The organism is Comamonas sp. NLF-1-9 (assembly GCF_019195435.1).
GTDB lineage: Bacteria > Pseudomonadota > Gammaproteobacteria > Burkholderiales > Burkholderiaceae_C > Comamonas_C.
In genome coordinates this window covers 2804528-2822443 of sequence record NZ_CP078069.1, presented here as the reverse complement: position 1 = coordinate 2822443, position 17916 = coordinate 2804528, and the positions used below count along the sequence as shown (strand labels likewise).

16 protein-coding genes are annotated in these 17916 nt (G+C 63.1%); 7 read left to right on the top strand and 9 right to left on the bottom strand.

What is annotated here, in order from left to right:
• Window positions 1-2: 2 nt before the first annotated feature.
• The 8 genes from KUD94_RS13555 to motA all read right to left on the bottom strand — a co-directional run bounded on the left by KUD94_RS13555 (window position 3) and on the right by motA (window position 8631).
• A complete protein-coding gene (locus KUD94_RS13555) occupies window positions 3-773 on the bottom strand; it encodes a hypothetical protein (protein WP_218237706.1) in 771 nt (256 codons plus the stop codon).
• Window positions 763-2259: a flagellar biosynthesis protein FlhF gene (gene flhF / locus KUD94_RS13550; RefSeq protein ID WP_218237705.1), complete on the bottom strand. Its 1497-nt coding sequence runs from the start codon at window positions 2257-2259 to the stop codon at window positions 763-765. The genes KUD94_RS13555 and flhF overlap by 11 nt, the downstream gene beginning before the upstream one ends.
• Window positions 2256-4346, bottom strand: coding sequence for a flagellar biosynthesis protein FlhA (flhA, locus tag KUD94_RS13545; RefSeq protein WP_218237704.1), 2091 nt, complete (start codon window positions 4344-4346; stop codon window positions 2256-2258). Before flhA ends, flhF begins: the two co-directional genes overlap by 4 nt.
• A 6-nt stretch (window positions 4347-4352) precedes the next feature.
• On the bottom strand, window positions 4353-5504 hold the full coding sequence (locus KUD94_RS13540; RefSeq protein ID WP_218237703.1) for a flagellar biosynthesis protein FlhB: 1152 nt from the start codon (window positions 5502-5504) through the stop codon (window positions 4353-4355).
• Window positions 5505-5688: 184 nt separating this feature from the next.
• On the bottom strand, window positions 5689-6324 hold the full coding sequence (locus tag KUD94_RS13535; RefSeq protein WP_218237702.1) for a protein phosphatase CheZ: 636 nt from the start codon (window positions 6322-6324) through the stop codon (window positions 5689-5691).
• Between the two features lie 2 nt (window positions 6325-6326).
• A complete protein-coding gene (gene cheY / locus KUD94_RS13530; protein WP_146912198.1) occupies window positions 6327-6713 on the bottom strand; it encodes a chemotaxis response regulator CheY in 387 nt (128 codons plus the stop codon).
• A 68-nt stretch (window positions 6714-6781) separates the two neighbouring features.
• Window positions 6782-7744 carry a flagellar motor protein MotB gene (gene motB, locus KUD94_RS13525; protein WP_218237701.1) on the bottom strand — a complete coding sequence of 321 codons (963 nt, stop codon included), beginning with the start codon at window positions 7742-7744 and terminating at the stop codon, window positions 6782-6784.
• Between the two features lie 26 nt (window positions 7745-7770).
• Complete coding sequence (gene motA, locus KUD94_RS13520; protein ID WP_218237700.1) at window positions 7771-8631, bottom strand: flagellar motor stator protein MotA; 861 nt, start codon at window positions 8629-8631, stop codon at window positions 7771-7773.
• A 222-nt stretch (window positions 8632-8853) separates the two neighbouring features.
• Between motA and rfbF the strand changes: the two genes are divergently transcribed.
• From rfbF to KUD94_RS13485, 7 genes are all read left to right on the top strand, one after another.
• Window positions 8854-9624 carry a glucose-1-phosphate cytidylyltransferase gene (rfbF, locus tag KUD94_RS13515; RefSeq protein ID WP_218237699.1) on the top strand — a complete coding sequence of 257 codons (771 nt, stop codon included), beginning with the start codon at window positions 8854-8856 and terminating at the stop codon, window positions 9622-9624.
• On the top strand, window positions 9615-10694 hold the full coding sequence (gene rfbG, locus KUD94_RS13510; protein ID WP_218237698.1) for a CDP-glucose 4,6-dehydratase: 1080 nt from the start codon (window positions 9615-9617) through the stop codon (window positions 10692-10694). Before rfbF ends, rfbG begins: the two co-directional genes overlap by 10 nt.
• Entirely contained in the window at window positions 10691-12007 is a 1317-nt protein-coding gene (rfbH, locus tag KUD94_RS13505; protein WP_218237697.1) for a lipopolysaccharide biosynthesis protein RfbH, read from the top strand. The genes rfbG and rfbH overlap by 4 nt, the downstream gene beginning before the upstream one ends.
• A 145-nt stretch (window positions 12008-12152) precedes the next feature.
• The gene (locus KUD94_RS13500; protein WP_218237696.1) at window positions 12153-12929 is read left to right on the top strand and encodes a class I SAM-dependent methyltransferase; all 777 of its coding nucleotides are present in this window, start codon (window positions 12153-12155) and stop codon (window positions 12927-12929) included.
• Between the two features lie 6 nt (window positions 12930-12935).
• The gene (locus KUD94_RS13495; protein ID WP_218237695.1) at window positions 12936-13883 is read left to right on the top strand and encodes an NAD(P)-dependent oxidoreductase; all 948 of its coding nucleotides are present in this window, start codon (window positions 12936-12938) and stop codon (window positions 13881-13883) included.
• Window positions 13880-14680 (top strand): transketolase, encoded by an 801-nt coding sequence (locus KUD94_RS13490; RefSeq protein WP_218237694.1) that lies wholly within the window; start codon window positions 13880-13882, stop codon window positions 14678-14680. Before KUD94_RS13495 ends, KUD94_RS13490 begins: the two co-directional genes overlap by 4 nt.
• The gene (locus tag KUD94_RS13485; RefSeq protein ID WP_218237693.1) at window positions 14610-15578 is read left to right on the top strand and encodes a transketolase family protein; all 969 of its coding nucleotides are present in this window, start codon (window positions 14610-14612) and stop codon (window positions 15576-15578) included. Before KUD94_RS13490 ends, KUD94_RS13485 begins: the two co-directional genes overlap by 71 nt.
• Window positions 15579-15649: 71 nt before the next feature.
• Here KUD94_RS13485 and KUD94_RS13480 read toward each other — a convergent pair whose 3' ends face one another.
• Entirely contained in the window at window positions 15650-17830 is a 2181-nt protein-coding gene (locus tag KUD94_RS13480; RefSeq protein WP_255568844.1) for a tetratricopeptide repeat protein, read from the bottom strand.
• Window positions 17831-17916 lie beyond the last annotated feature (86 nt).

The following is a 17916-nucleotide window of genomic DNA, read 5'->3' as shown; positions in this document are numbered from 1 at the left end:
CGCTACACGGAAAGCCCATGGTAGCGCCTTATCCCGGCGTGGCCAGCCTGGCTGGCATGCACGCGGCGCGGGGCCTGCGGCGCAAGCGTGCAGGCCTGCTCCAGCAGGCGCAGCGCCAGCGCGCCCAGGGCCTGCGCGTCGGCGCCGTTGACCAGGACCGCACGCGGGCTGGCGCCAAGCCAGCGCGCGCAGCCCTCGCGCAGCGCCTGCAGGCTGCGCTGCGCGCCCTGCACCTGGCCCTCGCCCGCGGTCACCGTGGCCAGGCTGGCATGCACCCCGGGGAAGGCGGCCATCTGCTTGAGCAGCGCGTAGCTGCGCAGCACCGCCGCATCGCCCGGCACGTTCAGCACCAGCGCGCTGGCATCGTGCGCGCCCAGCAGCGCGGCCACAGCCGCGGGCGGCGCATACAGCAGCACCGCAGAAAACGCGCGCAGCAGCGGCTCGAGCCGCTCCAGCGCGTCGGCGCCGGGCGGTACCTGCAAGGCCGCCAAGCCTTGGGCGGCAGCGGCGACCATGGGCTGGCCGGTGGGGTCGGGACGCGGGCCGGCGCCGGCGTGCAGCCAGTGCAGCAGGCCGGGCGCAGCGGGCGCTTCGGCCGCCGTGGCGTCCAGCACCAGCGTGGCGTGACCGAGCTGCTGCAGGCGCAGCGCGAGCTGCCAGAGCACCTCCAGCTCCAGCGTGGCCTCGGGGTGGCTGAGCACCGGCACCAGGCGCACGCCGGGCGCGCGCACGAAGCCGAGCAGGCCCGCCGCCTGGTGCGCCTCAGGCCACATCCGTGAGCTCCGCCTCGTCGGCCAGGCTGGAGGGCGCCTGGGTGAAGAAGTAGTTGAGCTCGATCTCGCGCGGGTCGAACGCCGACTTGACCGAGCTGCGCATGGACGCGGCCACGAGCTGGCGCGCGTCGGCCGCCTCCCAGTCCTCGGGCACGCGCTGGCCGCAGGTCACGCCGCGCAGCACCATCTGGTGGCGCACCAGTGCGTCGATGGCCGGGCCGAGCTTCACCGCCTCATCGGTCTTGGAGAGGATGGCCTGCTGCATGCCGCTGCTCTTGAAGCCGGTGAGCACGTCGTCGAAGGTGTCGCCGTGGCTGCAGGCGTTGAGCACCAGCAGGCGGTTGACGTCGGGCAGGTCCAGCACCTGCAGCATCTCCTGCAGGCGCGGGTCGCGCGGGGCTGCGCCGGTGGTGTCTATCAGCACCATTTTCTTGGACGAGAGCAGGCCCAGCAGATCCTGCAGCGCCGCGCGGTCGTGCGCCAGGTGGGCGACGACGCCGAGCATGCGCCCGTACTGGCGCAGTTGCTCGTGCGCGCCCACGCGGTAGGTGTCCAGCGTGATCAGGCCGACGCTGCCCGGCCCGTGGGTGCGCGCGCACATCGCGGCCAGCTTGGCGGCGGTGGTGGTCTTGCCCACGCCGGTGGCGCCGACCAGCGCGTGGATGCCGCCTTCCTCGTGCAGCGGCAGCGCCAGCGCGTCGGTCTTGAGGTTGCGCTCGAGCACCTGCATCAGCCACTGCAGCGCCTTGGCTGCGGGCAGGTTGTCGGGCAGGTGTTCGAGCACCGCGCGCGCAAGCGCCGGTGAGTAGCCCGAGCGGATGAGCTTGAGCATCAGGCTGGACTGCACCGGGTTCTGGCGCGCCTGGCCGAGCCAGGCCAGGGTGTTGAAGCGCTCTTCGATCAGCTCCTTCATCGCCTGCAGCTCGTGCATCAGGTTTTGCTGGCCGGCGCCGGCCGCAAGCGTGGGGGCGGTGGCCGCGCTGCTGCGCCGCTGGGTCGTGCCGGTGTGCGCCCGCGCGGGCGACGGCTCGGCAACAGCAGCGCGGCGCGCGCCGGCGCTGGCGGCCGGGCTTTCCTGGTCTTGCGCGCCGGCGCCCGCGCCATCGGCACCGTGCAAGGCCTCATGGCGGCGGCGCAGCATGCGCTCGCGCACGTAGTCCTGAAAGGACAGCGTGCTCATCGCCAGCTTTTCGGTGTCCTTGGCGACCGAGCTGCGCGCAAAGCCCTCGCCGCCTTGCAGGCTGCGCACGGGGCTTGCGGCCAGGTCGGCCGCGCGCTCGTGCAGGCGCGGGCGTGCCGCGGGCGTGGCCGGCTGCAGCTGGGCGCGCGGCTGGGCTTCGGGCAGCGAGTCTTCGGCCGTGGCCACTACCTCCACGCCGCCGTCCACCGGGCGGTTGGAGAGGATGAGCGTGCCGTCGCCAAAGGTCATGCGCGCCTTGGCCAAGGCCTCGCGTGCAGTGGGGGCGTGAAAGCGCTGGATGTTCATGGCGTTGCACCTTTCAGGACGGGACCGATGCGGATGGAGTGGGTTTCGGGAATTTCACTGTGCGAGAGCACCTGCAGGCGCGGCGCCAGGCGGCGCACCAGCCGGGCGATGGCCGAGCGGATGGCGTCGGGCACCAGCAGGCAGGCGGGTATGCCCAGCTCTTCCTGCCTGTTGGCCACCTCGGCCGCCTTGTGCGTGAGCAGATCGGCCACGCCGGGGTCGAGCGCCGGCCCGTTGCTGCCGGTAAGCGCCTGCACCAGCAGGCGTTCGAGTTCGGGCTCGATGGCGATCACGTTGAGCTCGTTGGTCGGCCCGTAGATCTGCTGCACGATGGCCGGCGCCAGCGCAATGCGCACCTGGCGCACCAGCTCGGCCGGGTCTTGCGTGCTGCCGGCGAACTCGGCCAGGGTTTCGATGATGGTGCGGATGTCGCGGATGTGCACGGCCTCTTCCAGCAAGAGCTGCAGCACTTTCTGGAACGTCGTGATCGAAACCATCTTGGGCACCACTTCTTCAATCAGCTTGGGTGCAAGGCGCATCACGTGCTCCACGAGCTGCTGCGTCTCGGTGCGGCTCAACAGCCGCGCCGCCTGCACCTGCATCAAGTGTGACAAATGCGTGGCCATGACGGTTTCCGAATCAACCACGGTAAAGCCCGCCATTTGCGCTGCTTCCTTCTGCGCGGCGTCGATCCAGTGCGCGGGCAGGCCAAAGGCGGGGTCGGTCGTGGGCGTGCCGATCAGCGGCGTGGAGATGCCGCCCGGGTTGATCGCGAGGAACATGCCGGGGAAGGCCTCGCCCTCGCCGACCACCACGCCGCGCAGCAGGATGCGGTAGGCACTGGGCTTGAGCTCCAGGTTGTCGCGCACGTGCACCGCGGGCGGCAGAAAGCCCACTTCCTGTGCAAACTTGCGCCGAACGCCCTTGATGCGCGTGAGCAGGTCGCCCTGGCGCGCCTTGTCCACCAGCGCGATCAGGCGGTAGCCCAGCTCCAGGCCGAGCAAGTCCACGGGCTGCAAGTCGTCCCAGCTCGCTTCGCCGTCGCTCACCGGCGCGGGCGCAGCCTCTTCCTGCGCCGCAGGCTTGCGCTGCGCCTGCAGCAGCATCCAGGCGATCCAGCCCAGGGCCGAGCCCATGATGAGAAACACCGTGTGCGGCATGCCCGGTATCACGCCCAGCAGGATCAGGATGCCCGCGGCCATGCCGAGCACGCGCGGCGACATGAAGACCTGCTGCACGATCTGGCGGCCTACGTCCACGTCGCGCGCGCCCACGCGCGACACCACCATGGCCGCGGCCACCGAGATCAACAGGCCGGGAATCTGCGCCACCAGCGCGTCGCCCACCGCCAGCAGGATGTAGCTGTTGGCCGCCTGACTGGCCGACAGATCGTGCGACAGCATGCCGATGGCAAAGCCGCCGATGATGTTGATGATCAGAATCAATATGCCGGCAATCGCGTCGCCACGCACGAACTTGCTCGCGCCGTCCATGGCGCCGAAGAAGTTGGCCTCGTCCTGGATCTCCAGGCGCCGCTGCTTGGCCGCGGACTCGTCGATCAGGCCGCTGTTGAGGTCCGCGTCCACCGCCATCTGCTTGCCCGGCATGGCGTCCAGCGTGAAGCGCGCCGAGACCTCGGCGATGCGCTCGGCGCCCTTGGTGACGACGATGAAGTTGATGACCACGAGAATGGCAAAGACGATCAGGCCGACGGCAAAGTTGCCGCCGATCAGAAAGTGCCCGAAGGCCTCGATCACCGCGCCGGCAGCGCCCGGCCCGGTGTGGCCCTCCAGCAGCACCACGCGGGTAGAGGCCACGTTCAGCGCCAGGCGCATCAAGGTAGTGAGCAGCAGCACCGCCGGAAATGCCGCAAAGTCCAGCGGCTTGATCATGTAGGCGGCGACCATCATCACCATCAGCGCCACCGCGATGTTGAAGGTGAAGAAGGTGTCGAGCAGCCACGGCGGAAAGGGCAGCACCATCAGCGCCAGGATGGCCACGACCAATACCGGAATGGACAAGCCCTGCAGCAGCGAGCGGTTGTCGCTGGCCCAGGCCCGGGCGGTCTGGATGGAAGGCGTGGTCATCGTGCTTTACCTGTGTTGCGCCTGCGGCGAATGGGGGTCGAGCTGCGGCGGAATGTGCGCATCGGGAACCGGCGGGGCGTCGGGCATGCGGCCTTCGCCGCGCATCGCCGCCTTGAGCCGATAGACGTAGGCCAGCACCTGGGCGACCGCGGTGTAGAGCTGCGCCGGAATCGGCTGGTCCAGGTCGGCATGGGCGTAGAGCGCGCGCGCCAGCATGGGCGAGCGCAGCACCGGAATGGCGTGTTCCATGGCCAGGTCGCGGATGCGAAAGGCCACCAGGTCGGTGCCCTTGGAGATGACCTGGGGCGCGCCCATGCTGGCTTCGTCGTAGCGCAGCGCCACCGCGTAGTGCGTGGGGTTCATCACCACGAAGTCGGCGCGCGGCACGGCGCTGACGCTGGCGCGCTCGGCCACCTCGCGCTGCTTCTGGCGGATGCGCTGGCGAATCAGCGGATTGCCGTCCGAGTCCTTGTGCTCTTGCTTGACCTCTTCATGGCTCATCTTCAGCCGCGAGCGGTGCAGGTACTGCTGCAGCGGCACGTCCACCACGGCAAACAGCAGCACGACGAGCAGCAGCAGCGCCACGCCCGTGCCCACCCACTGGCCGGCGTCGCGCAGCGACGGGGCGGCGGGCTGCAGCACCAGTTGGGCCATCTTCTCGGCGCTGGTGGACATGTACTTCCAGGCGACGTAGATCAGCGCCGTGGCCAGCAGCAGCATCTTGCCCAGATTGGACAGCTTCTGTTTGGACACCAGGTTCTTCACGCCCTGCAGCGGGTCGAGCCGGCTGAACTGCGGCTGCAGCGCCTTCAGGCTCCAGATCCAGCCGCCCGAGCCCAGGCTTGCCGCCACCGCCGCCAGCGCCGCCAGCAGCGCCAGCACCAGGCTGATCGCCAGGCCCACGAGCAGCATGGCCTGTAGCCGGTTGAACATGTCCGCGGGCGCGCGCAGGGCGACGGCGTCAAAACTGAGCTGGCGCCCCATCTCGCGCGTGAGCACGTCCAGCAGCGTCGGAAAGAAGGACCACAGCACCAGACCAAGCACGCCGAGCACCGCCAGGTGCGACAGCTCCTGCGAACGCGGCGCCTGCCCATCCTCGCGCGCCTTCTGCAGCTTGCGCTCGGTTGCGGGGAGTTGTTTGTCCTGACTTGAATCCATCTCGGCCTGCCCGTGGGGTCAGGCCATTGTCGGGAGATGGCGCGCGGGCTAAAGCCCGAACAGCGGGGCCGCAAGGGCCTTGTTCAGCCCAGCCGGCGTCGAGCTGAAGTCATCAAAACGATAGCTGTCAGCGCTTGTCCAGAAAGCGTTTGCAGCCGATTTTGCTTGTAACACAGCAGCCCGCTCAAAAACCCAGGCTGGCCAGCAAATCGTCCACCTGGGATTGGTCGGTAACCACCTCGCCGGGGTTCTTCTCGGGTTCGACCACCGGGCCCTGCAGGCGCGGCGGCTCGGCGGGCGCCGCCTGGACCACGGTGCCCGGCGGCGCGGTCTGGATCACCAGCTGCACCAGCTGCTCTTCGATGGTCGCGGCCAGGTTCACCACGCGCGCGATCACCTGGCCGGTGAGGTCGTGAAAGTCCTGGGCCATCATGATTTCGGTCAGATGGCCATCGAGCTCCTCGCCCGCCTGGCGCAGGTCGACGAGAAAGTTGTAGATCTCACCGCGCGCCACGGCCGCCACCGGGTCGGCCATCAGCGCGTCGAAGGTACGCTCGCCCTCGTCGGCCACGCGGTCGCGGATGGCCTTGGCCATCTCCACGCGGCCCAGCACCTTCTCCGCCGCCTGGCCAGTCAGGCGCGAGATGTAGGACAGGCGGCTTTGCGCGTCGGGCAGCTCGCTCATGGTGCTGCGCAACTGGTTGGCGTAGCCAAGCTCGGAAAGTGCGGTGTGCAACTGGCGCGTGAGCTGGCCGATGCGCGTGTGCACGTCCTCGGCGTCCGGGGTCGCAGGCGTTGCGGCGAGGTCCTCGCTTGCCATGTCTACAAGCCCAGTTTCTTGAGGATGAGCGTGACCTTTTCTTCGAGCGTGGCCTTGGTGAAGGGCTTGACGATGTAGCCCGCGGCCCCGCCCTGGGCGGCGGCAACGATGTCTTCCTTGCGCGCCTCGGCCGTGACCATCAGCACCGGCAGGTGCTTGAGCGCGTCGTCCTTCTTGATCTCCGCCAGCAACTGAAAGCCGTTCATGTTGGGCATGTTGATGTCGGAGACGACAAAGTCGAACTTGCTGTTGCGCAGCTTCTGCAGCGCAACCACGCCGTCTTCGGCTTCATCGGCTTCGGTGAACCCGCTCTCCTTGAGCAGGTTGCGCACGATGCGGCGCATCGTCGAAAAATCGTCAACTATCAGGAAACGAAGGGCTGAGGACACTGGAGACCCTTTCGGTCGAACACATGTAATGGATTATTGCGGCCGCCGTCGCTGCCCGCCATCGGCGCTTACCCGGCAGCCCCAGGGGCCGCATTGTCCGGGTTTTTCTCTGCCGGGCCAGCGGGCAGGCTCAGCGCCGGCAGGTCGTGGCCCATCAGGCGCTCTTCGGCCTCGCGCGTGAGCACCGTGATGGTGATGCGCCGGTTTACCGCGGCGCGCGGCTCCTGCGGCTGCAGCGGGTCGCTGGCGGCCAGGCCCACCACGCGGATCAGCTTGTCGTCGGGCATGCCGCCGGCCACCAGCTCGCGCCGCGAGGCGTTGGCGCGGTCGGCGGAAAGCTCCCAGTTGCTGTAGCCGCGCTCGCCGTTGCCATAGGGCGTGGCGTCGGTGTGCCCGGCGATGCTGACGCGGTTTTCCACCCCGCCCAGCGCCCCGCCGATGGCGCGCAGGATGCTGCGCATGTAGTTCTTGACCAGCGCGCTGCCGCTGTCGAACATGGGGCGGTTTTGCTCATCGACGATCTGCACCTGCAGGCCGTCGGGCGTGACGTCGATGCGGATCTGCGAGCGGTATTCGTTGAGCGCCATGTCCTGGGTGATCACCGATTCGAGCTTGCCCTGCAGCTCCTTGATGCGCTGCGCATCGATGCGCGCACGCTCGGCACGCTGGGCCTCGATGCTCTGGGGTCGGGCCTGCTGGCTGGTGTGGCCCTTGTCGGCGTCACTGTCCTGGCTGCGGCGCATCTGGCCGTAGACGCGCGCCAGATCGGTGCCGCCGCCCTGGATCACGCTGGAGCTGTTGCCCGCGCCGTCGCCGCCCTGCATCGCCACCTTCATCGGTGAGGCGAAGTACTCGGCAATGCCCTGCAGGTCGCCCTTGCTGGTCGAGCCCAGCAGCCACATCAGCAGGAAGAAGGCCATCATCGCGGTCACGAAGTCGGCGTAGGCGATCTTCCAGGCGCCGCCGTGCGCGCCATGGTCCGCCTTCTTCACGCGCTTGATGATGATGGGTTGCAGTTTCTTGTCCGCCATGGCGCATCACCGCGGGCTGCAAAGCCCTATTTCTTGCCCTTCACGTGCGATTCCAGTTCGATGAAGCTCGGGCGCACGTCGGAGAACAGCACCTTGCGCCCGAATTCGATGGCCGTCGCCGGGTTGTAGCCCTGCATGCTGGCCAGCAACGTGGACTTGATGCACACCAGCTCCTTGCTGGCGTCCTCGTTGCGCTGCTCGAGCAGGCCGGCGAGCGGCTCGGCCACCGCGTAGGCCAGGAAGATGCCCAGGAAGGTGCCCACCAGCGCCGAGGCGATCATGCCGCCGAGCACCGCCGGCGGCTGGCCGACGTTGCCCATGGTGTTGACCACACCGAGCACCGCCGCCACGATGCCGAAGGCCGGCAGCGCGCCCGCCAGGCGGGTGAGCGCGGCCACCGGGCCGTGCGCCTCCTGGTGGTGGGTTTCGATCTCGCTGTCCATCAGCGCCTCGATCTCGTGGGCGTTGAGGTTGCCCGAGACCATCATGCGCAGGTAGTCGGTGGTGAATTCGAGCACATGGTGGTCGCTGCCCACCGTGGGGAATTTCTTGAACAGCTCGGACTTTTCCGGCTCCTCGACGTCGGCCTCGATGGCCATCAGGCCTTCCTTGCGCGCCTTCTGCAGGATCTCGTAGAGCATGGCCAGCAGCTCCATGTAGCGCGCCTTGGTGTACTGGCTGCCCTTGAACAGCTTGGGCAGCGCCGAGAGCGTCCCCTTGAGCACCTTGGGCTGGTTGTTGACCACGAAGGCCCCCACCGCCGCGCCGCCGATCGTGGCCATCTCGAACGGCAAGGCCTCCATGAGCACATGGATGTTTCCGCCGTGCGCCACGAACACGCCGAAGACGCTTCCGAAGACGACGGCATAGCCGATGATGATGAACATGAGCGTTGACTTGGTTGAGCGCGCAAACCCCGCAAAGGCGCACCGATCCTAGCAAGGGTATCGACCGCCGTTCCCCTCACTTGAACTGTAAAGCACGGCCATTTGGCGCTATTGCCGGGCCCGCGCCCTGCGGGCAAGTGCGGCGCGATCGCGCAAGATACCCGGGTTTTCGCCCATCCCAGCGGCTTTTGACCACGTCATGCACTGGGTATGCTGCACGCCATGAAAGCCGTCCTCCTTGCCGGCGGGCTTGGAACCCGCATCGCCGAAGAGTCGCACCTGCGCCCCAAGCCCATGATCGAGATCGGCGGGCGGCCCATCCTGTGGCACATCATGAAGATCTATTCCGCCCACGGCGTGAACGACTTCATCGTCTGCCTGGGCTACAAGGGCTATGTCATCAAGGAGTACTTCGCCAATTACTTCCTGCACATGTCCGACGTCACCTTTGACATGGCGGAAAACCGCATGCAAGTACACCACCGCCACGCCGAGCCCTGGCGCGTGACCCTGGTCGATACCGGCGAGAACACCCAGACCGGCGGTCGCCTGCGCCGCGTGCGCGAGTACCTGGACCCCGGCGAAACCTTCTGCTTCACCTACGGCGACGGCGTGGCCGATCTGGACATGGAGGAGCAGTTTGCGTTTCACCGCGCGCACGGGCGGCTGGCCACCATCACCGCCGTGCAGCCGCCGGGTCGCTTCGGCACGCTGGCGCACGAGGGCGGTGCAGTCACCGGTTTTGAAGAAAAGCCGGCCGGCGACGGCGGCTGGATCAATGGCGGCTTCTTCGTGCTGCAGCCCGAGGTCATCGGGCTCATCGATGGCGACGCAAGCCCGTGGGAATCCACGCCGATGAAGACCTTGGCGAGTCAGAACCAATTGCGCGCCTTCGAGCACCACGGCTTCTGGCAGCCCATGGACACGCTGCGCGAGAAAAACCTGCTCGAAGAGCTCTGGGCCAGCGGCCAGGCGCCCTGGAAATGCTGGTGAACGCCACCCCTGCCCCGTCGCTCGCCTTCTGGCGCGGCAAGCGCGTGCTGCTCACCGGCCACAGCGGCTTCAAGGGCGCGTGGCTGGCACTGTGGCTGACAGAGCTCGGCGCCGAGGTCACGGGCCTGTCGCTCGCACCGGTCGGCAGACCCAATCTGTTCACCCTGGCAAGGATCGCAGGCGACTTGCAGGCCAGCCATTGCACCGATATCCGCGATGCGCAGGCCGTGGCCACCATCGTGCGCAAGGCGCGCCCGCAGATCGTGCTGCACCTGGCCGCGCAGGCCCTGGTGCGCCAGAGCTACGCCGAGCCGCTGGCCACCTGGGCCACGAACGTGCAGGGCACGGCCCATGTGCTCGATGCGCTGCGCGGCCAGAGCGACGCCCGCGTGGCCGTCGTCGTCACCACCGACAAGGTCTACCGCAACCGCGAATGGGCCTGGCCCTACCGCGAGGACGACGCGCTCGGCGGCCACGACCCCTACAGCGCCAGCAAGGCCGCGTGCGAACTGGTCGCGGCCAGCTACCGCAGCGCCTTTTTGCAGGCCCAGGGCCTGGCGCTGGCCACCGCGCGCGCGGGCAACGTGATTGGAGGCGGCGACTGGGCCGAGGACCGCCTCATCCCCGACGCCGTGCGCGCCTGGGGCGCAGGGCAAGAGCTGGTGATCCGCAACCCGCAGGCCACCCGCCCCTGGCAGCACGTACTCGAACCGCTGGCCGCCTATCTGAGACTGGCCGAGCGCCTGTGGGAGCAGCCCGAACTGGCGGGGGCCTACAACTTCGGCCCGCTGCCGCATGAAGCGGCGACGGTCGAATTTGTATTGAAATTGGCCTCTGGCGCTTATCCAACAAGCGCAATCAGCTATCAAAATAGTAATAATCAGCCGCACGAGGCCGGTTGGCTTGCACTGGAAACCGCCCAGGCCCGCCAGACGCTGGGCGTGGCGCCGCGCTGGACACTGGAGCAGGCCGTGGCGCGCACCATGGCCTGGTACCGCGCCCAGGCCGCAGGGCAGGACGCCCGCGCCTTGTGCCTGGCCGACCTGCGCGCCTTCGAGGAAAGCCCATGACGCCGCAAGAAATTCGCGCCGACATTGCCCGGCTGGTCGAGCAGTACGCCGCCGCCAGCCTGCGCCCGCAGGCCTTCGAGCCCGGCAGCACGCCTGTGCCGCCCTCGGGCAAGCTGCTAGGCGCAGAGGAACTCAAATACATGGTCGAGGCCAGCCTGGATGGCTGGCTGACCACCGGCCGCTTCAACGCCGCCTTCGAACTCAAGCTGGCGGCCTTTTTGGGCGTGCGCCACGCCATCACCGTCAATTCGGGCTCCTCGGCCAACCTGGTCGCGTTCAGCACGCTGACCAGCCCGCGGCTGGGCAGCCGCGCCATCCGCCCGGGCGACGAGGTGATCGGCGTGGCCGCAGGCTTTCCGACCACGGTCAACCCCATGCTGCAATTTGGCGCCGTGCCGGTATTCGTCGACATCGAGCTGGGCAGCTACAACATCGACGCCAGCCGGATCGAGGCGGCCATCGGCCCGAAAACCAAGGCAATCATGCTGGCCCACACGCTGGGCAACCCGTTCAACCTGGACGTCGTCACCGCGCTGTGCAAAAAGCACGGCCTGTGGCTGATCGAGGACTGCTGCGACGCGCTCGGCTCCACCTGGCAGGGCCGCAAGGTAGGCAGCTTCGGCGACATCGGCACGCTGAGCTTCTATCCTGCGCACCACATCACCATGGGCGAGGGCGGCGCGGTGTTCACCAACAACGATGAACTCAAATTGATCGCCGAGAGCTTTCGCGACTGGGGGCGCGACTGCTACTGCGCGCCCGGCAAGGACAACACCTGCTGCAAGCGCTTTGCCCAGCAGTTCGGCACCCTGCCCATGGGCTACGACCACAAATACACCTACAGCCACCTGGGCTACAACCTCAAGATCACCGACATGCAGGCCGCCTGCGGCCTGGCGCAGCTTGAAAAGGCCGATCAATTCATTGCCCGGCGCAAAGCCAATTTCGCTTGGCTGCACGAGCGGCTGCGCGACTGCGAAGAATTTCTCATCCTGCCCCACGCCACGCCGGGCAGCGACCCCTCGTGGTTCGGCTTTCCCATCACGCTGCGCGACAACGCCCCGGTTTCGCGTCTGGACCTGCTCACCTACCTGGATCAGAACAAAGTGGGAACCCGCCTGCTTTTCGCCGGAAACCTCACGCGCCAGCCTTATATGCTGGGCCGCAACTACCGCGTGAGTGGCACGCTGGAGCACACCGACAAGGTGATGAACGACACCTTCTGGATCGGCGTGCAACCGGCGCTGACGCAGGAGATGCTGGAATTTGCCGCCAAGAGCATCCGGGCCTATCTGGGCGTCGACTTTGAATGAACGAATCGGAGAAACGCCATGCGAGCGATCAGCCAACGCGACAAGGTTTCGCTCAAAAGCTTGTTTTTGATTGAGCCGAATCGCTACCACGCTGGCTCTCTATTTGCATGACTTTGTCGCAATAATAATTTGGATCTGGATTGCCATGAAACAGGACATCCCGCTCGCAATCAGCCCCAATGGGACATTGGGCAGCCGTCATTCGGAAAACGACAAAATTTCCTATTCCCTGACCGAACAGGCATTTGCAAAATCCTCAATACCATTGATAGACAAGCTTGAAGCCTTTCCGCGATTTGTGCCGAAAAGATCCATTGCAAGGTTTTTGGCAAAGCATGAATTATTCAAGAAAATATTGGGAGTCACAGGGATAATCGTAGAGTGTGGAGTATTCAACGGTGCAGGCCTGTTTTCATGGGCTCAGTTAAGCAATATTTATGAACCAGCAAATCACACGCGAAAAATCGTGGGATTCGATACATTCAATGGCTTCCCGGGCATAAATAAAGACATGGACAATACCGCCGAATTCCAAAACAAAGTTGGTGATCTGCGCGGATCAAGTCTTGAAGAATTACTTGCCTCGGCGAAAAAACACAACAAAGAACGACACCTTTCGCACATCAACAATATCGATTTCGTTTCCGGTGATTTTTTTGAAACGTCAGAGAAATATCTTCAAGACAACCCCCATACAATTATCTCGCTGCTGTATCTGGATTTCGATTTGTATGAGCCAACCAAAAGAGCGCTCGAACTTTTCCTGCCAAAAATGCCGAAGGGCGCAATAGTCGCATTTGACGAAATCAATTGCAATTCTTTTCCAGGAGAAACCCGGGCACTGGAAGAGGTCATGGGGATAAATAGTCACAGAATCAATCGATTCACTATTGACCCATGGATTTCCTATATAGAATTGTGAATTCCAATGAGAATTGCCATACTTGGGGCCACAAGCCAAATCGCCAAAGATTTGATCAAGTGTTTTCTTGAAAAAAACGATCACGACTTGACGTTGTTTGCGCGTCGGCCTGATGCGGTAGAGCATTGGCTAAGCAGTGTCGATCACTCAAATCGCCCCGTCATCTCCAACTTTGACCATTTCTCCACGGAAAAGACATTTGACGCAATAATCAATTTTGTAGGGGCAGGCAACCCAGCAACGGCATTGGCCATGGGCAGGAAGATATTTGAAACAACCCGCCAATTTGACCAGATTGCATTGGATTATTTGGCATCTCACACGGACTGCCGATATATATTTTTGAGTAGCGGCGCAACATACGGATCGTCTTTTCTCGTGCCGCCCAACATGCACACGCATGCAACTGTGGAAATAAACCAGCCCCAACCCGCGGATTGGTATGGAATTTCAAAGTTGTGCACCGAGTTGAACCATCGCTCCCTGGATCATCTGGGGATTGTCGACGTCCGCATTTTTAGTTATTTCAGTCGGTCACAAGACTTGGGTGCGCAATTTTTCATTTCTGAAATACTCCGTGCCATACACAATAGATCAACTCTGGAAGTTTCGTCCGATCACATTGTGCGCGATTATTTGCATCCAGTGGATTTTCATCAATTGATTGAAAAAGTACTGGCCTCTCCTTTCGAAAATCGAGTGCTCGATTGCTACAGCCGCGCTCCGGTGTCCAAAAAAGCACTGCTTCAGTTCATGAGTGAAAATTTCGGGCTGGTTTACAAGGAGGCCAAGAAAAACGGGTTGCCCAAAATCAATACGAAAGTCAATTACTATCCAACTGGCAAACAAGCTTCGAGCATCGGGTACGCCCCCCTGTATTCTTCACTGGAAGGAATAGAAATTGAAGCGCGTGCCATTTTGGATTCATTGCCCAAACAACACTTTCTCGAATGACAATTGAACTTGCCCGCAAAATGCGCATGCAAGCACTTCGCATGGTGCATGCCGCGAAAGCATCGCACATCGCAAGCGCATTATCCATCTGTGATATAGTTGCCGTTTTATATGGTAAAGTACTTGCCGTTTCTCCGGCCGATCCGGAATGGCCAGAGCGCGATCGATTTTTGTTGTCCAAAGGGCATGCATGTGTTGCCATATATGCCGCCCTGGCCGAATGTGGATTCATCACGGCAGAAGATCTGGAGACCTACGGCCAAGACGGTTCAGCACTCATGAATCACATCAGTCACCAGGTTGCTGGTGCCGAATTTTCTACTGGGTCGTTGGGTCATGGACTGCCTTTTGGCGTTGGCAAGGCCCTGGCAGCCAAAAAGAAAAAATCCGACTGGAGAACTTTTGTATTACTGAGTGACGGAGAGTGGGGAGAGGGTAGCAATTGGGAAGCACTGCTGTTTGCAGCCCACCACCATCTTGACAATTTGGTGGCGATCATTGATTACAACAAGCTGCAGAGCTTGACTACAGTGGAGCAAACGCTGCGCCTGGAGCCATTGGTTGACAAATTTTCCGCATTCGGCTGGCAAGTTCGAGAAGCAGATGGCCACGACCACGCCTCCTTGACAGATATGCTGAGCACCACGCCATGGAGCGCTGGCAAGCCTTCATTGTTGATAGCCCACACCATCAAAGGCAAGGGCGTATCTTATATGGAAAATTCTGTTGAATGGCATTATCGATCGCCCGATGACATTCAGCTTGCCAAGGCTTTGCACGAGTTGGAGCGCGGCTGATATGCGAAATGCATTCATAGACGAACTGGTCAGCCTGGCCAGAGAGCACGAAAACATCGCCTTGATTACCGGTGATTTGGGGTTTTCGGTTATCGAGCCTTTTGCCGATACTTTTCCAGACCGCTTCATCAATGCGGGTGTTGCAGAGCAAAACATGACCGGACTAGCGGCAGGTATGGCATCTGAAGGTTATCATGTATTCACCTACTCGATTGCCAATTTCCCCACCTTCCGCTGTGCGGAACAAATCCGAAACGATGTGGATTTCCATAATCTTCCGGTAACTGTGGTTTCAGTTGGCGGCGGCGTGGCTTATGGTGCCTTGGGGTATTCTCATCATGCGGTTCAAGATTATGCTTTGATGCGTATTTTCCCAAACATGTTGATCGCAGCCCCGGGCGACCCCTTGGAAGTTCGCGCATGTTTGCGCTATCTGATATCCAACCCTCAACCGTCTTATCTCAGACTCGGGAAGGCAGGAGAGCCTTGCTTTCACTCGGCGGTACCAGAAATAAAACCTGGAGAATGGCTGAAGGTTTTCCAGAGTGAATGCAACGTTCCAGATCAAAAAACATTACTCACCACAGGCGCAACGCTCGATATTGCGATGAATTGGATCAATAGTTCTGCATATCAAGATTACAGCGTGCACAGTCTGCCTTTGTGGGGACTGAACCAAAAATCCCGGCAAATACAGTACGCAAAGAAATTCAGCAAAATAGAGACCATTGAAGATCACTTGGTCGATGGTGGTTTCGGCTCCTGGGTGCTTGAATCCGCAATAGGCCATGCCGATCTGATATCACGCATTAAAATTCACGCACTTGACGCTCGAATTTGCGGCACTGTGGGTTCAAGCAAGATGCTCCATGAATTCGGAGGCCTTGCCTTGCCATGACGGGTTGCGCAAGACCACGAACGCGATCATTGCCGACTGAGATGCCTCGGTGTGCCAAATCGTCATCACCACTACAGCGCCATCGCCTTGGTGGCGTAACGCAGGTAAGTCACGGCAAATTCGGTTTGGCCGTGAGCGTGTTCCACTTCGGCCAAGCAGGCCAAGGCCACCGGGTCATTGGGCACGGCGCTCAAGACCAGTTCGGCGAATTCGGTCACGCTGCGCCAGCATTGGTCCATCTTTAGAGGGGCTTGCGCGCAGTCCTTGCCCGTATCGCGGGCCAGCGCGCGTTCCACCAACTCCTGCAGCCGCGCATGCGCTTGCGGCAGCGCCAGCTCGGCGCCATCGGGCAGACCCACACGCGGTACGGGCGGCGTGCGCAGGTGCGCCGGACAAGCGGCCAGCCAGGCGGCCACGGCACGCTCCTGGGCCTGCGCATCATCGGGATGCTCCAGTCCGGCCTGCCAGCGCAGCCACATGGTGCGCAATGCATCGGCCCAATGTGGACAAACGATATCGTCACGCATCAGCGGTGATCGTTCGACTTCATCGCGCAGCGATAGGCGCAAAGCGTTGAGTTGCTCTATATCAGCCGCAAAGCCGATCGCCAAGGCCAGGTACTCGTCTCGGGTTTTGGCCAGCCATTGCGAGCGGCCCAGGTAGGTCAGTGCCTCTGTACTGATCCGCGCGGGCGAACTGCTTCCCTCCATCGACACCAAGGGCACCCCCATCCACAAGGTATCGAGAGTTGTGGTCCCGCCGGTCAAAGGGAAGGGATCGAGCGCAATATCGATGTCGTGATAGGCCAGGTACTGCCTGTCGGTATCCAGCGGCACAAGCATCAGTCGCTGGACATCTATGCCAAGTTTGGCGCAGCGATCTTTGTAGTCTGCCGCGAATTCGGGTTTTTCAAACCCCTTGCCTTCAATCAACAGGCGCGCCGCAGGCGTCCGCTGCAAGATTTCACCCCACAGCGTCAACACGTCATCCGTCAACTTGCCCAGGTTGTTGCACGAACCGTAGGTGACAAAGCCGTTGCGCAGGGCAGGTGTGGGCTGCACGGCGTAGCGCGGCTGGTAGCGCCACAATGGATTGCGACTGTGGGCGCGGTAGCTGGTGAGGTAAGTGGGAAGCCTGAACAGCGTCTCGGTAAACAACGCATCCGCCCCCGGCGGATTGATGACCTCGTCCGTCAGGTAATAGTCGATGGCAGTCAAACCCGTGGTAGCCACGAAACCGATGAAGGTAGCCTGCACCGGCGCGGGCTTGCGCGCCAGGGTGAGCAGCGAATGGTGCCCGGTGTGGCCACTCATGTCGACCAGGATGTCGATTGCGTGGCGGCGTATGGTCAGGGCGCGCTGCTCTTCGTCCTGATCATGCAGGCGGATGAAATGGTCCACGTGGCAACGCACCCGTTCGGTCACGTTGTCGTCCTGCGGGTAGGTGTAGAACCCGTACACCTCGAACTGGCGACGGTCCAGCTGCGCCAGGATGCCCTCGGCAAAACACATCACCGCATGCTTGCGAAAGTCCGGCGAGATGAAGCCCACTTTCAGTCTGCGCCAAGGATCGCCGCGGCGCTCTTCATAGCTGGGCCAGTGGGGCTTGAACTGCGGCTCGAACGTATTGCCGAATTCCCTGGCGGCAGCGGTCAGCGCCTGCGGGCTGGTCTCGGGGTCTGCCAGCATGAACAGCAGGCGATTGGAATGGTTGGCGGCGAATTGGGGCGCCAGGGCGATGGCTTCGGTACAGTCCTGCACCGCTTCGCGTATCTGCCCCAGTTCCCGCCGATGTATGGCGCGCTGTGTCAGGGCGTTGACGCGTTCCAGGTCGTCAACAGCGCATCTCAGCGCGTGTTCGCTCGCCTCATATCCCCTCTGGTGCAGATTGATGGGATAGCAGCACTGGGCCAGCTTCATCCAGCAGACGCTGCGCTCGGGGCGCAGTCGCACCACTTCTTCCAGCAGGGGCAGCGCCTCTCGTGGCCTCTCCTGGCCGACCAGCAGGTTGGCATGGTTGATCAGCAGCTCCGCATCGTGCGGATACAGGACGGCAGCTCTGCCGAAAGCCTGCAGGGCCGCATCGACTTCACCTTTTTGTCCCAGCGCAAAGCCCAGCAGGCGGTGGGCCATCTGGTGGCGACCATTCTTGCGCAGGGCCTGACGGCAAAGGCGGATGAGCAAGGGCCAGTCGCCGCCGGCCCGGGCGGCCTGCAGGCGCTCTGCCATGGGGTCGTGGTGGTGTTGCTTCATGATGGCAGTCTTCACGCCGGCTGCGGGCCTCACTGACGCCGCCGCGCCATGGTAGTGCACCGGGTGCGGGTGTCAGACCCGGAGTG